This window comes from Campylobacter sp. BCW_6889 (assembly GCF_001762535.1).
In the GTDB taxonomy this organism is placed as follows: Bacteria; Campylobacterota; Campylobacteria; order Campylobacterales; family Campylobacteraceae; genus Campylobacter_D; species Campylobacter_D jejuni.
Window position 1 is genome coordinate 63004 of the sequence record NZ_MJWZ01000030.1, and the last position, 15611, is coordinate 78614.

General features: G+C 29.7%; 15 protein-coding genes. 3 read left to right on the forward strand and 12 right to left on the reverse strand.

Annotation, left to right across the window (positions count from 1 at the left end; all coding sequences use genetic code 11):
- The 9 genes from AJ939_RS03300 to pheS all read right to left on the reverse strand — a co-directional run bounded on the left by AJ939_RS03300 (nt 1) and on the right by pheS (nt 11220).
- Nucleotides 1–1290 (reverse strand): sensor histidine kinase, encoded by a 1290-nt coding sequence (locus AJ939_RS03300; RefSeq protein ID WP_044779238.1) that lies wholly within the window; start codon nt 1288–1290, stop codon nt 1–3.
- The gene (locus tag AJ939_RS03305; protein WP_004305935.1) at nt 1284–1946 is read right to left on the reverse strand and encodes a response regulator transcription factor; all 663 of its coding nucleotides are present in this window, start codon (nt 1944–1946) and stop codon (nt 1284–1286) included. Before AJ939_RS03305 ends, AJ939_RS03300 begins: the two co-directional genes overlap by 7 nt.
- On the reverse strand, nt 1933–3516 hold the full coding sequence (gene serA, locus AJ939_RS03310) for a phosphoglycerate dehydrogenase (RefSeq protein WP_044780500.1): 1584 nt from the start codon (nt 3514–3516) through the stop codon (nt 1933–1935). Before serA ends, AJ939_RS03305 begins: the two co-directional genes overlap by 14 nt.
- On the reverse strand, nt 3513–4001 hold the full coding sequence (locus tag AJ939_RS03315) for a hypothetical protein (RefSeq protein ID WP_070276251.1): 489 nt from the start codon (nt 3999–4001) through the stop codon (nt 3513–3515). Before AJ939_RS03315 ends, serA begins: the two co-directional genes overlap by 4 nt.
- Nucleotides 4001–5671 (reverse strand): 30S ribosomal protein S1, encoded by a 1671-nt coding sequence (locus AJ939_RS03320; protein ID WP_070276249.1) that lies wholly within the window; start codon nt 5669–5671, stop codon nt 4001–4003. The genes AJ939_RS03315 and AJ939_RS03320 overlap by 1 nt, the downstream gene beginning before the upstream one ends.
- Nucleotides 5672–5803: 132 nt before the next feature.
- The gene (locus tag AJ939_RS03325) at nt 5804–6637 is read right to left on the reverse strand and encodes a 4-hydroxy-3-methylbut-2-enyl diphosphate reductase (protein WP_002861592.1); all 834 of its coding nucleotides are present in this window, start codon (nt 6635–6637) and stop codon (nt 5804–5806) included.
- Nucleotides 6627–7913 (reverse strand): 3-phosphoshikimate 1-carboxyvinyltransferase, encoded by a 1287-nt coding sequence (gene aroA, locus AJ939_RS03330; RefSeq protein ID WP_070239657.1) that lies wholly within the window; start codon nt 7911–7913, stop codon nt 6627–6629. The genes AJ939_RS03325 and aroA overlap by 11 nt, the downstream gene beginning before the upstream one ends.
- Nucleotides 7910–10231, reverse strand: coding sequence for a phenylalanine--tRNA ligase subunit beta (pheT, locus tag AJ939_RS03335; RefSeq protein ID WP_070261282.1), 2322 nt, complete (start codon nt 10229–10231; stop codon nt 7910–7912). The genes aroA and pheT overlap by 4 nt, the downstream gene beginning before the upstream one ends.
- Nucleotides 10228–11220: a phenylalanine--tRNA ligase subunit alpha gene (pheS, locus tag AJ939_RS03340; RefSeq protein WP_002852567.1), complete on the reverse strand. Its 993-nt coding sequence runs from the start codon at nt 11218–11220 to the stop codon at nt 10228–10230. The genes pheT and pheS overlap by 4 nt, the downstream gene beginning before the upstream one ends.
- Nucleotides 11221–11343: 123 nt before the next feature.
- Between pheS and AJ939_RS03345 the strand changes: the two genes are divergently transcribed.
- Nucleotides 11344–11709, forward strand: coding sequence for a histidine triad nucleotide-binding protein (locus tag AJ939_RS03345; RefSeq protein WP_002857192.1), 366 nt, complete (start codon nt 11344–11346; stop codon nt 11707–11709).
- A gap of 29 nt (nt 11710–11738) precedes the next feature.
- Here AJ939_RS03345 and AJ939_RS03350 read toward each other — a convergent pair whose 3' ends face one another.
- A complete protein-coding gene (locus tag AJ939_RS03350; RefSeq protein WP_004305949.1) occupies nt 11739–12308 on the reverse strand; it encodes a DJ-1 family glyoxalase III in 570 nt (189 codons plus the stop codon).
- On the reverse strand, nt 12301–12480 hold the full coding sequence (locus AJ939_RS03355; RefSeq protein WP_010891894.1) for a hypothetical protein: 180 nt from the start codon (nt 12478–12480) through the stop codon (nt 12301–12303). The genes AJ939_RS03350 and AJ939_RS03355 overlap by 8 nt, the downstream gene beginning before the upstream one ends.
- A gap of 82 nt (nt 12481–12562) precedes the next feature.
- Here AJ939_RS03355 and AJ939_RS03360 point away from each other — a divergent pair, with 82 nt between their 5' ends.
- Nucleotides 12563–13306 carry an amino acid ABC transporter permease gene (locus tag AJ939_RS03360; protein WP_002861598.1) on the forward strand — a complete coding sequence of 248 codons (744 nt, stop codon included), beginning with the start codon at nt 12563–12565 and terminating at the stop codon, nt 13304–13306.
- Nucleotides 13299–14030, forward strand: coding sequence for an amino acid ABC transporter ATP-binding protein (locus AJ939_RS03365; protein ID WP_002861599.1), 732 nt, complete (start codon nt 13299–13301; stop codon nt 14028–14030). Before AJ939_RS03360 ends, AJ939_RS03365 begins: the two co-directional genes overlap by 8 nt.
- Before the next feature lie 20 nt (nt 14031–14050).
- Here AJ939_RS03365 and AJ939_RS03370 read toward each other — a convergent pair whose 3' ends face one another.
- On the reverse strand, nt 14051–15517 hold the full coding sequence (locus AJ939_RS03370; protein ID WP_002861600.1) for an alanine/glycine:cation symporter family protein: 1467 nt from the start codon (nt 15515–15517) through the stop codon (nt 14051–14053).
- Nucleotides 15518–15611 lie beyond the last annotated feature (94 nt).

The following is a 15611-nucleotide window of genomic DNA, read 5'->3' on the forward strand; positions in this document are numbered from 1 at the left end:
TTATCCTTGACTGAGTTTAAAACTAAAACTAGAACCATAGCCTAAAGTGCTAGAAATTTCAAGATAACTTTTATGTATACTTAAAATTTTCTTTACTAAAAAAAGTCCCAAACCAAAAGAATTATCACTTTTTACATCAATTTTATAAAATTTTTTTGTAATCAATTTTATTTTATCTTCTTCTATACCTTTTCCAAAATCTTGCACTATTATCTTTTGATCTCTTGCTGTTAAAATGACTTCTTTTTGACTATATTTTAAAGCATTAGAAAGCAAATTTATAATCACTTGCTCGATTAAAAATTCATCAGCCTTAACTTTCGTGCTTTTACCTTGCAATACAACTCTTTCAAAGCCTGGGTTTTTAGTGATTTTTTCACACAGAGAAAAAAGATCAAATTCTTGCATCTGCAAGGCTTCACTATTAAGATTAAAAACAAAATTAAGCTTATGGGTCAAAGCATTAAGCTTAATGCTTTGACGCGAAATTTTTTCTAGCAATTCCTTTTTTAATTTTTTATCTTCCAATTTCTCATCTTTTAGCATCTCTAAGCTAAGATCAATCACGCTTAATGGATTTTTAAGCTCATGAGAAATAGCAGAAATCACACTAGCAAGCTGAGTATTTTTTAAAGTGATTTTATCGCTTTGTTTTTTATTTTTCTGGGTATTCTTTAGAATTTTATCCTTAGTTTTTAAAAGCTTCTCATTTAGCAAATTAAATTCTTTAAACATTCCTTTTTCTAATATAACAACTTTATGATCCCCTATAGAATCTAAAAAATCCAAAATTTTATTAAAATTTTTCTCTATTCTTCTACCTAGCAACAACATTAAAATAAAAACAAACAGCAAGGACACTCCAAAACCGATTGCCATTTTTGTCCAAAAAAGTTCTAAATCTAAAAAACGAGGATAAACAATAATAATATATTTATATCCTTTGTAAATAAAGCTTTTAGTGAGAATTTTTTTTGAATCGAAATTTAAAATTTTTCCTTCTTTAAGATTAGAAAAAAAATCAGGATTTTTTACAGAACTTATTTTCATATCATTGTTTAGGATAATAAAATCAGCCCTAGTATCTTTAGCAAAATCCTTGATATTAGCATCATTTAAATGTTCTAAGAGAGAAAATTTTAAAACATCATCAAGGCTTTTGATTTTTTGCTCATATTGTTTTATAAGCAAGAAATTAAGATAAGAGTTAGTAAAAGTACAAAAAATAAACCCAAAAATCAAAGCCAATACAACAAAAAAAACTATAAAAATATTTTTAGTTTTTAGCATAATTTATAGCCAACACCTCTAACGCTTATAATATGATCTTTTAGTTTTGGAAATTTATTTCTAAGTCTTGTTAGAGCTATATTGATTGTTTTATCACTTGTAGTATCATCTTTCCAAACGCTTTCGCTTAAAAATTGTCTAGTAAGCAAGGTATTTGGATTTTCAAAAAAATATTTTAAAAGCTCATAGTCAAGATTTGAGATTTCTAATTTTTGATTTTTGTAAAAGAATTCATAATTAGCCAAATCTAAAATAAAATCACCAAAAGATAGTTTTTCTTCTTCTTTTTTATGGCGTTTTAAAATTGCTTTAATGCGAAGCAAAAGCTCATTAAAATCAAAAGGTTTACAAACATAATCATCACAACCACTTTCAAAGCCTTCGAGCAAATCTTGATGCAAAGCCTTGGCTGTAAGAAAAATAACTGCTTCTTTATATCCTTGCTCTCTTAAATCTTGAATTTTTTCTAAAGAATCTCCACTGGGCAAATTTCTATCGACTATTAAAAGATCGATTTGCTCATTATCGAGCAAATCTTCAACTCCAAAAAAATCCACTAAAGATATAACTTCATAACCACTAGATTTTAACTTTAAAACAAGCAGTTCGTTTAAATCTATATCATCTTCTATAATTAAAATTTTAAATTTCAACATATTGGACAAATACACACGCCTCTAATTGTTTTAGTTCATCTAATACTTCTTTCTGAACTTTTTCATCAATCAAAACAACAGCCAAAGCATACCCAAAACCATCTCTACCAAGCCTAAAATCAGCTATATTGATATTTTTAGCTGCCAAAACGGAGCTGATTTTAGCTATAACTCCTGGTATGTCTTTGTTTTTAAAAATAATCATTTTCCCTTTTGGCTTAAAATCAGTTTTAAAGCCATTTAATCCAACTATGCGTTGTTCATTTTCATTAAACACTGTTCCTGAAACACTGATATTTGAATTTTCGGTGATAATTTTAACGCTAAGTTTATTATTATAACCACTATTTGGAAGAGTTTCGCAAGATAATTCAACTCCTTTTTCTTTGGCAACAAATTCTGCATTAACATAATTAATTTTCTCTCCTAAAATTCCACCCAAAGCACCAACAGCTGCAAAGGTTAGCATAGAATTTGCATACTCGCCAATAATTCCTTCGGCCTCTAATTTAATACTTTTTATAGGATTTTTATCAATTTGAACAGCTAAAAAAGCCATTTTAGAAACAAGTTCTATATAAGGAGCTACAAAAGGTGGTAAATCTTCGGTTTTAATTGGCAAATTTAAGGCATTAGGATAAGCCACGCCTCGTGCTGCACTTAGTGCTTGCTCACAAGCTTCTCTTGCGATATTGTCTTGACTTTCTAAAGTATTTGCTCCTAGGTGAGAAGTAACTGAAATATTTTCAAAGTCTAAAAGAGGATGATTAGTCGCAGGTTCTTTATTGAATACATCTATACCAAGCCATGCTATTTTACCACTTTTTAAACCTTCATATAAAGCCTCTTCTGTGTACAATCCTCCGCGAGCACAATTTATTAATCTTATTCCATCTTTCATTTTTGCAATTTCTTGCTTTCCTATCATACCATTGGTTTCTTTGGTTTTTGGTGTGTGAATGGTAATAAAATCACTTTTTTCTAAAATTTCATCCAAATTTTTTGCTTGCTCCATATCTAAATCTGTAATCTTAGAAGCAGAAATATACGGATCGTAGGCTAAAATTTTCATACCAAATGCTTTAGCACGGATAGCTACTCTTGAACCTATATTTCCAAAACCTATAACCCCTAGCGTTTTGTTCATCAATTCAATGCCATACCATTTTTCTCTTTCCCATTTTCTTTCAATTTTTAAAAAATTATGAGCATTGACAAAGCTTCTAGCTGATGTTAAAAGATGTACCATTGTTAGTTCAACTGCGGCAATAGTATTTGCAGTTGGGACATTCATCACAATCACTCCTCTTTTAGAACACTCTGGAATATCAACATTATCTACGCCCACCCCAGCACGCACAAGCGCTTTTAATTTTTTGGCATGATTTAAGAAATTTATATCTACATCTGTAGAACTTCTAGTAATAGCAACTTCAACATCGCTTAGCATTTGCATAAGTTCATCTTTTGGAACTTTTGCAGCTTCTATAAGCTCAATATCTTCAGCTTTTCTTAGAATATCGATACCTTTATCCAAAATAGCATCACATACTATAATCTTTTTTTTCATAACCAAATTTCCTTTACTTCTGTATTTATTTTATATTTTTTTAATTCTTTCATAATATCATCTATAAGTTTTTCATTACCTGTATCCAAAAAGATTTCTGGACTATCACCTGATTTAAGAAGAAAATACTTCACATTAAAAGAATTTAAAGTCTGTCTTAAGCAAAACATAGAATAAATATCATATTTTCCAACTATAAGTTGATAATATTTATTTTTCTCCTTAAGCTCGCTAGTATCCGCATCAAAATATAAGGTAAATTTTTCTGCTGCTGGGGTAAAATCTCGTGTAGGCCATTTTGCTAATTCTTCTTGCCATGAAAGATCTTGATTTTGGGTTTGAATGCTTGGCTGCGTATTTGTATCTTTAGCAAATTGTGGAATGAAATTTACATTAGCTTTAAATTGCCAAAGTAATGTAAAAACAACAGCAAGCAAAATGAGTAATAAAATACTCAAAATGCTTATTGTAAAGTATTTTTTCATTAAGTTAGTTGATCTTTAATGATATCACCTAAGGTTACTTTATCATCATTATTGATTTCATTAAGAACTTCTCTTTCTTTCATTCTAATAAGATTTTTAACACTTAGGCGAATTCTATTTTTCTTTTCATCAATAAAAACTATAGCAGCTTCAATATCGTTGCCAATTTTTAAATTTTCAAGCATAGAAGTGCTTATATCTTCTTTATGAATTAAAGCATCAACATTTTTACTTAGCTCTACAAAAACGCCAAAATCTTTAATATCACGGATAGTGCCTTTTACAATATCGCCGACTTTATGAATTTTGGCATATTCTTGAACTGGAGAGCTACTTAATTCTTTTGCGCTTAATGATATTTTTTGGTTTTCTTCATCTATTTTGATAATTTTTACTTTGATTTTATCCCCTTGAGAGAATTTGTCTTTGCATTTATCATTTCTATCCCAAGAAGCATCTTCATTATGCAACAAACCTTCAATACCGCCAAGTCTAACAAACGCACCAAAAGAAGTTACTGAGGTAATTTCTCCCTCAACCACATCTGCAATTTTGTAAGATTTCATAAATTCATCAAAAGGTCTAGAAAGTAAATTTCTTAAAGAAACTCTTAAGCGTCTTTCATTTGGATTGATTTCAATTACTTCAACATCAATTTCTTGGCCTTTGTTGATATAATCTTTTGGATTTTTAATATTTTTATCCCAAGAAATTTCACTGATATGTAAAAATCCTTCTATATCATTTCCTAAATCCACAAAAGCACCGTAAGGCTCTATATTTGATACTATTACTTTAATGGTATCACCTACATCAAGAGTATCTTTTATCTCACTCCATGGATCAGGTAAAGCCGCTTTTATAGATAAGGATAAATGTTTGCGTTCTTTATCATACTTTATAACTTTAACTGGAACTTTATCGCCCTCTTTATAAAGTGTTCCAGGATTTACAGGTCCTTTGTAAGAAATTTCGCTGTAATGAACAAGGCCATCAACACCTCCTACATCTACAAACATACCATAGGTGGTAATTTTTTTCACAATACCTTCAATTAAATCTTCTTGTTGTGCTACATTATTGATCAATTCTTTGCGTTTTCTTCTCTCCTCATCTAAAGTTTTTTTACGAGAAACAATGATACTTTGCTCATCTTTGTCGATTTTAATAATTTTAACTTTAAACGTTTTGCCTATAATGTTATTTGTTTCTTTGAAGCCATATTGAGATTTTGGCAAGAAAAATTCAACATCATTTTCATCAACAACTATCAATCCGCCTTTATTTTTTCCAACTACTTTTACGGTAAAAATATCATCTTGATTTTCTTGATAGTTTTTAATAAATTCAATAACTTTTTCTTTTCTCAAAGCTTTTTTATGAGAAAGTAAAGATCTGCCACCACGAGAACCCATAACAGCAACTTTAATACTATCGCCTACATTAAATAATAGCTTAGAATTATCATCTTGTATTTCACTAAGAGCTAAAATACCTTCAGATTTTTTGCCTATATCTACATAAACTTCATCATTTTTGATCTCTACAATCACACCCTCTGTTGTAGTCTCTTCTCTTGATTTATCGAAAGCCTCTAAAAGCAGTCCAAAATCTTCTTCCTCAAGATAATCATCTACGCCGCCTTGAACTTTTTTGTTCACCTCGCTCATTATGGTCCTTTAAAATAATTTTTAGAAATTGATTGATTTTACCTTATTTTTCTTTAATTAGTGTTAAGTTTTTTTATTTTTATTAATTTTTTTTAAATTTTTGACTTTTTTATTCTATATTGAAAACATTTTTTAATTAATTTTAAAATTTTCTATTTTGGCGATAACTTTTTGTATGATCCAATCAGGAGTACTAGCGCCTGCGCTAATACCACAATGTTTTTTATCTAAAAACCATTCTTTTTTTAACTCTTCTTCGGTTTCAATTAGATAACTATCTTCACAATTGGTTTTTGCAATCAAAAAAAGTTGTTTTGTATTGGCTGAGTTTTTACCCCCTACAACAACCATAACATCACTTTTAAGCGAGAGTTCTTTAATAGCATCTTGATTTTTAAAGGTTGCATCACATATAGTATTAAAAACTCTTACTTCTTTGGTTTTAAGTATTAAAAAATTTACTATCTCCATAAAATGTTCAGGCTTCTTAGTTGTTTGGCTTACTACAGCTATTTTATTAGGAAGTTTTATATGTTGAAGCTCTTTTTTATCCAAAACTACATAAGCTTTTGTGCTTACATAACTTTTTACTCCTTTAACTTCGGGATGATTTTCATCTCCAAAAATAACAACTTCATAACCCTCCTTGCTCATTTGCTCGCAAATTTGTTGTGGCTTTGTAACAAAAGGACAAGTGGCATCAAAAATTTCTATATCTTTTTTTCTCAATTCTTCTAAATCTTGCTTTGTAATACCATGAGTTCTTATAATAGCCTTTTTTTCATTGCTTAAAGCTTTTATATTTTCCAAAGTTTTGACATTAAAATTTTTTTGTAAACGAGAAATTTCTTCGTTATTATGAATAAGAGGACCTATAGTTGCGGCATCTTTTATTTGTTCTGCTTTTTTAATAGCTCTTTTAACACCAAAACAAAAACCATAGTTTTTTGCTAATTCAATAATCAATCCTAGCTCCTAAATTTGATAAAATCTCTATAAAATTTGGAAAAGAAGTTTTTATACAATCACTATCATCAATCTCAACTCCACAAAGCAAACCTAAAATAGCAAAACTCATAGCAATACGGTGATCTCCATAGCTTTTAATTTTTGAAGATTTTAGTTCGCATCCACCTTCTATTTCAAAACCATCATCAAGTTCTCTAGCTTCAACACCACAAAGCTTTAGATTTTCAACCATCGCAGTAATTCTATCGCTTTCTTTAACGCGTAATTCTTTAGCATTTATTAAACTAGATTTACCCTTAGCCAAAGCAAAAGCTATAGCCAAAGCAGGCGCTTCATCTATCAACCAAGCGATATTATCTTTAACTTCTATGCCATTAAGCTTGCTAGACTCCACCCTGATCTCACCAATAGTTTCAAAATCATTTTGAGTTATTGTCATTTCAAGTTTGGCGCCCATTTTTTGCAAAATTTTATACGCCTCTATACGAGTAGGATTAAGTAAAATATTTTTTAAAATAATTTGAGATTTAGGCAAAATAATAGCTGCTAAAACAAAATAAAAAGCCGAAGAAGGATCATTAGGAATGATTATATTTTGAGCTTTTAAAGGTTTTTTTAAAGGACTTATTTCAAGACTTAAGCCATCATTACTAACCCTTATTGGAGCTTTCATAGCCTTTAGCATGTTTTCACTATGATTTCGACTAAGAGAAATTTCACTAAAAGTGCATATATTATCAGCTCTAAAAGCAGATAAAATCATAGCTGTTTTAACTTGAGCTGAAGAAATTTCGCTTTTATAGTTAAAAGCTTTTAATTTTTGACCTTCTATACAAAGTGGAGCTAAATTTGCCTCATTTCTTCCATAAATTCTAGCGCCTATTTGAGTAAGTGGTTTGCTTATCCTTCTCATAGGACGATTGTTTAAATACTTATCTCCACTCAAAATAAAAAAACCAGAAATTCCTGCTAAAAATCCTATCATCAAACGCATAGCGGTTCCTGAATTTCCACAGTCTAAAATACAATTTGGAGATAAAATTTCTTTAGGGGGTATAATTTTGACGCAAGAATCTTTTTGTTCAATTTTAGCTCCAAGATTTTTTATAATTTCAAGAGTGTTTAAAGTATCTTGAGCTAAGAGATAATTTTGAGCCTTATTTTCTTCTTGTGTTAAAAGCGAAAATATAGCAAAACGATGAGATATGCTTTTATCTGCTGCTATATTTTCAAGTATAGCATTTATAGAGGTTTGCAATTTGTAAATTTTCATCTTAAATCAAGACCTAAATTTTTAAGAGTATTTAAAATTTTACCCATGCATTCATTTACTTGATTATCTTCTAGAGTTTTATTTATATCTCTAAAAGAAAAACTCATAGTAATGCTATAAAATTCTTTAAGGTTTTCATCACTATAAATATCAACTAAACGAAAATTTTCAAGTATTTCTAAATTCAATTCTTCGATACAATTTTTAATCTGATTGTATTCAAAACCTTTAGGTATTAACACGCTAAGATCTCTAGTGATAGCTGGGAATTTGGAGTAAGGCTTAGCTATTTTAAAATCTTGCTTAATTAAATCTAAATCAAGTTCGCAAATATATGTTTTTGGCAAATCCCTCTCATTTTCTATTTTTAAATGCAAACGGCCTATAAAACCTACTTTAATATCCGATAGATAAATATCTGCTTGTTCATAAGGGCTTAAAATATTATATTTTGATGATTTTAGTTTAAAATCGCCTATAATATTTTTAATGTCTAAAAGAAAATCATAAAATTGCACCGATTCAGGTTTTGCCTTATTAGAAATTTTAGCTTCTTCTTTTAAGCCAGAATGGATAAATGCGATACGATTTAATTCTTGATTATTGACATTGAAAACAACCCCTAGTTCAAAAAGTTTAATAATTTTTTTAGAATTTTTTGCATTTAAACTTGCTGCATTCAATAAATGATTTAAAAGGGTTGTTCTTAAAGTATTAAGTTCTGCTGTAATTGGATTGATTAGTTTTAATTTAACAGAATCAAAACCCAATTTTTTAAGTTCTTTTTCATTGTCTAAAACATAATGTAAGCTTTCAAAATAACCACTAGCTACTGCTCTTTTCCTTAAATTCAAAAACTCAATATAATTTTTATATGCAGAATTTAAACGATTTTTTTCTATAAATTCTAAACCCTTAGAAGCAATATTATCAATACCTATAATTCTTACAACTTCCTCGCAAATATCTGATAAATTTTTAATATCAGGACGATGTAAAGGTACTTTAACATTTATAAGCCCTTCACCTGAAAGTATGAGCTCAAAACCTAATTTCTTCAATATTTTTAATACTTCATCTTTATCAACATTTTGCCCTATTATATCGCCAATACTTTCAATACTTATTGGTATGATTGGTAATTCTTTATTGGTTAAAATTTGTTGAGAAGAACTATAAATAACAAGATTTGGAATCTGCTCAAAAATACTAAGCAAAAAATCCATTCCTAAATTTAATTTAGGTTCACTTCCCCTAAAACTTCTATAAAGCATTTTTTCATCTTGATCTTTATGATATATTTTAGCATCTGCAATTACCAATGGATCGGTATAATTAGCCTCAATAATAATTATTTTAGAATCATCTTTACATCTACTTTCATTATTTTGGAAAATTCCGCTAAAGCTTAAAAGTTTATCTTTGTAAGATACTTTTGTTTCTCCATGCATTTGCTTGCTTAAATTGATGGTAAATTCTTCATCTTTTTCAGAAAAACCACTTAAATCATAAGCATTAAAAAGAACACCAGTTGAATGCGTTGCATAATTTAATAAATTTTCTATGGAATTTTTTCCCAAACCTTCAATTTGAGCAAGTCTTAAACTAAGCAATAAATTTGTTTGAATTTCTTCTTTTAGCTCTATAGCTCGATAATTATAAAGTCCGTTAAGTTCTTTCTCAGCTGCTAAGCGCAAAATTCTACCGATACCCAAAACATTTTCACTTTCTTTGAATGGTTTTGGTTCTTTTAAATTTAAATTTAAAGCTGTAGCTAAATCACGAGCAATACCATAAATACTTAAACAATCACCCCTATTAGGAGTAAGCTCTACTTCTATTAGCTCATCATTAAAAATTTCATAAGTATTTAAAGCTCTCCCAAGTTCTAATTTCCCTATACTCTCATCTAAAAGCATAATTCCTTCATTGATTTTTTCAAAACCCAATTCTAAACTAGAACAAAGCATACCACAAGAATCCACTCCTCGTAATTTTGCTTCTTTTATTTCCATACCGTTTGGCATGATAGCACCTTTAGTTGCAACAGCTACAAATTGTCCTACATCAACATTCGCAGCACCGCAGACAATTTGCAAGGTTTCACTTCCGATATCAACTTGACAAATGCTTAATTTATCTGAATTTTCATGTTTAATTTTTTCCTTAACATAGCCTACAACAACTTTATCTGGAGCCTTTAAAACGCCAACCCTATCAACTTCTATACCTATAGAATTTAAAGTTTTAGCTATTTTATCTGAACTTATTTCTTCAAGTTCTAACCAATCATTCAACCAACTTTTAGTAATTATCATCTAAACTGCTCCAATAATCTTAAATCACCTTCAAATAAAGATCTTAAATCTGGAATTTGATGCAAAAGCATTGCAAAACGCTCTACTCCTAATCCAAAAGCATAGCCACTTACATTTTCATAACCAACAAAATTATAAACATTAGGATCAACTATTCCACATCCTAAAACTTCGAGCCAACCTGTATGTTTGCAAACTCTACAACCCTTTCCTTTGCAAAATACACAAGAAATATCAACTTCAGCAGAAGGTTCTGTAAATGGGAAAAAACTTGGACGAAAACGAACTTTCACATCTCCAAACATATAACGCAAAAAATCTTCCAATACACTTTTTAAATTTGCAAAGCTAACCTTTTGCCCTTCTTCCACTACAAGGCCTTCAACTTGATGAAACATAGGAGTATGCGTAATATCAAAATCTCTTCTAAATACAGCACCAGGGGCTATCATCCTAATAGGAGGTTTTTGTGCAAGCATTGTCCGTATTTGCACTGGCGAAGTTTGTGTTCTTAAAAGCCTTTTATCATCAAAATAAAAGGTATCTTGCATATCTCTTGCAGGGTGAGATTTAGGTAAATTCAACGCTTCAAAATTATGAAAGTCATCTTCTATTAAAGGCCCTTTTTCTATGCTAAAATTCAAAGCTATAAAATACTCTATGATTTTATCCATGGTGCTCATAACAGGATGCAAGGCACCTGTTGTAATACTTTCATCAAAATAGTTAAAATTTAAAGCATCTTGTTTCATTCTTTCTTCTAAAGCAAGATTTTCCAAATCTTTAAATTTAGCTAAATAAGCCTCATTAAATATTTCTTTTTGTGCATTTAGTTTAGCAGCAAATTCTTTTTTCGCCTCATCTTCTAACTCTTTAAGCTTTGTAAAGCCTTCTGTTAAAATACCTTTTTTTCCAAGAACGGAAATCCTAATGGCTTCCAAATCATTTAAATTCTCACATTTTTGAATCTGTTCTATAAAATTTTGCAATTTTCTTACCTTAAAATAAAATATTTCAAGTTCTAATTCTATTAAAAACTATTTTAAATTCAGCATAAAAACCAAACTTTAAAGATATAATTGTATCAAACCAACAATAAAAAAGGATAAATAATGCAAGAAAAAACAATTTTTGAACTCATAGTTGAAGGTAAACTTCCATGCAATAAAGTGCTTGAAAGTGACGATTTTCTAGCATTTCATGATATTGCACCCAAAGCACCCATACATATACTTATAATCCCTAAAAAACATTTTAAAGACTTTCAAGAATTTGATCCTGAACTTATGGCCAAAATGACAAGTTTTATACAAGAACTAGCTGTTCTTTTAGGCGTAGATAAAAGTGGATATCGCTTGGTAACAAACTGTGGAAAAAATAGCGGACAAGAAGTTTTTCATTTGCATTTTCATATGCTTGGAGGTTTTGAACTGCCTAAGGAAAAAACAAAAAAAGAAAATCCTCAAGCTTTATTTTAATTTAAATGGTAGAAAAACTACCATTTAAATTATTTTGTCAGAGGTAGCAACATTCCCTCGTATAATTTTTGATAAATTTCATCACCGCATAACTTTTTAGCTAGTTCTAAACCAAAAAGAATTGCCGTAGCTGGACCTGCTGAAGTTATAACATTTTTATTTACAACTACAGCCTTATTAACACGATTTCCATTAAGTCCAACTTCACAACTAGGATAGCAAGCAAACTCGCCCTCTAAAACACCTGCTTCATTTAAGACTATAGGAGAAGCACAGATTGCGGCAACAATTTTATTGTTGCTATGAAGTTGTTTAATGATATTTAAAATAATATTTGAATTCTTAAGATTCATCATACCTTCAAAGCCACCCGCCAAAGCAATGGCATCTAAATTTTCTATATCAACATCCTCTATAGAACAATCTGCTTTTATACTAATGCCATTAGCACCCTTTACTAATAACTCACTATTTAGCGAAGCTATAACAACTTCCAAATCCGGATTTAATTCTCTTGCTCGTTTTAAAACATCTGCAATTCCTATAAATTCAGCTTCTTCAAAACCTTGAGCCAATGGAATTAATACTTTTTTACTCATTTTGTTCTCCTTTTTTATATTTTTTAAATCTTTCTTCTCTTTCTTTGTTTTTTTGCATCATTTGATGATTGAATCCTATGACCAAAACAATCATTAAAAACACAAAAATAACTATTAGAATGAAATCTAAAATTTCCATAAATACAACCTTATTTTTGGGAAATTCTAACACATTTTTTTAAATCTTTAGAGAAAATTCAAAGATATTTCTATAAAATCTTTTTTTAAATAATTTCTCTGAAAAGGTTTACAAATTGAATCAGAAAAATATAAGAATTTTTGTTTTTTTTGTTATTATTATTTTATGGGGCTATTTTTCTTTCCCGATAGAAATATTAAAAATTCAAGATCCTAGTGGAGTTGTAAGCTATGGCTATACAGAAAATGCAAAAGCTTATTTAAAAAGTTATCTTATTACGCTTTTATTAACTGCTTGTGCTGTTATTATCGGAGTGATTATTGGTTTTAGCTTAGCTATTTTACGCTTCTCTAAATTTAAAACACTTAATTTTATTATAGATGAATATATAGACATTATACGAGGAACACCAGTAATTTTACAATTGATGATTTTTGCTTTTGTAATTTTTACTTTTATAGATAACCTTTATGCAGCCATTCTTGCACTAGGACTTAATAGCTCGGCTTATATAGCAGAAATTGTAAGAAGTGGCATTAATAGTGTGGATAAAGGACAAATGGAAGCTGCAAGAGCAATGGGACTTGATTACAAAACTTCAATGAAAGAAATTATTCTTCCTCAGGCTACTAAAAACATTCTACCTGCATTAGCTAATGAATTTATTTCTTTATTTAAGGAAACTTCTGTTGTAGGATTTATTAGTGTTGTTGATATTACCATGCAAAGTCAAAGCTTGCAAGCCGTACTTTACAATCCAAAACCTATTATTTTCACTGGACTTGTTTATTACGTAAGTGTAAAAATTTTTAGTTATTTTGCAAAAAAACTTGAACTTAGGATGAATAAAAATGATTGAAGTTAAAAATTTACAAAAAAAATATGGAGAATTAGAAGTTTTAAAAAATATTAACACTACAATCTCAAAAGGCGATGTAATAGCTATCATAGGTCCAAGTGGAGGAGGAAAAAGTACATTTTTACGCTGCATCAATCGCTTAGAAGTAGCTGATAGTGGGGAAATTTTAATCAATAAGCAAAACATACTTGATAAAGAAATTGATATTAATAAGATCAGGCAAAAAGTTAGCATGGTATTTCAGCATTTTAATCTTTTTGCTAATAAAAATGTTATGGAAAATTTATGTTTAACGCCCATTAAAACAGGAATTTTAAGTCAAGAAGAAGCCATAAAAAAAGCAAAAATACTTCTTGCTAAGGTGGGTTTAGCAGACAAAGAAAATATAATGCCCCATAAGCTCTCTGGTGGACAAAAACAACGCATAGCTATTGCTAGAAGCTTGATGATGAATCCTGATGTTATTTTATTTGATGAGCCTACTTCAGCTCTAGATCCTGAAATGATAGGCGAGGTTCTAAGCATTATGAAAGATGTTGCAAAAGAAGGTTTAACTATGCTTGTGGTAACCCATGAAATGGGTTTTGCTAGAAATGTTGCCAATCGTATATTTTTTATGGATAAAGGAAAAATTGCTGTTGATGCAAGCCCTAAAGAAGTATTTGAAAATCCTAGCAATGAAAGATTGAGAGAATTTTTAAACAAGGTTTTAAATCATTCATAAGCCATTAAGGCTTATGAATTTTAATCCCAACATTCAGCGTTTTTAATTCCAAGTTTACTAGCGTTAAATTTAGGATCTATACCAGATTTTTGTTGCGTATTAAAATCTTTTAAAACTTTATTTACTATACCACCTAAAAGCAATAAAGATATAATATTTGTCGTTGCCATGAAAGCCATAGTCAAATCAGCCAAATTCCAAGCAAGTTTTAAATTCATTTGCGAGCCTATAAAAATCATAGCTACAGCTGTAATTCTAAACAAATTCATTACAAATTTGGAATTTGTTAAATATTTAACATTAGCTTGAGCATAATAATAATTTCCTATTAAAGAAGTTATTGCAAAAAGAACAATAGCTATAGTAATAAAATGGATTCCAAAGCTACCATAATACTCACGCATAGCTTCTTGAACTAAAGGCATTCCACCATCGATTTTACTTTCTCCAAGTCCTAAATATGCCATAGAAAAAAGAACTAAAAATCCAGAACTTGTACAAACAACAACATCAATTAAAACTGAAAAGGCTTGTATAACACCTTGTTTAGCTGGATGACTTGTCAAAGCTGCTGCAGCTGCATTAGGTGCCGAGCCCATACCTGCTTCATTTGAAAAAAGTCCTCTTTTAATCCCTATAACTAAAGCAGAACCAGCAAAACCACCAAAAATCGCTTTAAAATCAAAAGCACTTTGTAAAATCATATGAACCACAGAAGGAATTTTATCAAAATTCATTAAAACAGCAATCACGGCAAGTAAAACATAAGCTAAAGCCATAAAAGGAACAATTAAAGAACTAATTTTACCTATTTTAGTATGGTGAGAAAAAAACATCCATGCACCAAAAATAGTTAAAACAATACCAATAATCATTGGCCAAGAACTTGATGCAAAATCTACAGCAGCATTTGGATTAAACATATCATAATAAACTTTAAAAGACGAAGTCATTGTTTGACTTTGAAGTCCGTTAAATCCATAAGCATAAGTAATAATAAGAATAAAAGCAAAAAAAGCTCCAAAAAAATGTGAGCCTAAGGCTTTTTTTATATAATAAGCTGGACCACCTTTAAACCCGCCTGTATCATCTTTTGATTTGTAAACTTGAGCTAAGGTACTTTCAGCAAATGCTGAGGCACCACCAAAAAATGCCATAACCCACATCCAAAATAAAGCACCAGCTCCACCTGTAGCCAATGCCAAAGAAATTCCAGCGATATTTCCTATACCAACTCTAGAAGCAGTTGAGATCATCAATGCTTGAAAAGGTGAAATATGTTCTTTAGTGTGTCCTTCGTTTTTTTCTGTAAGAATTTTAAATACAGAACTCAACATACGAAACTGAACAAAGCGAGTTAAAAAACTATAATAAAGCCCACAAACAATAAGTAAAACTACCATAATAATGTCTGTATTTGGGACAATCTTATTAGCTATAATATCAGACGCTTTATTGGCAAAATCTAGTATAATATCTAAATTCATCCAAACTCCTCAAAAAATAATCTAAATTTTACTTTAACATAATTTTTATAAAAAGGACTTTATGATTTTATTTGTTTTAAGTTATTGTGTAAAT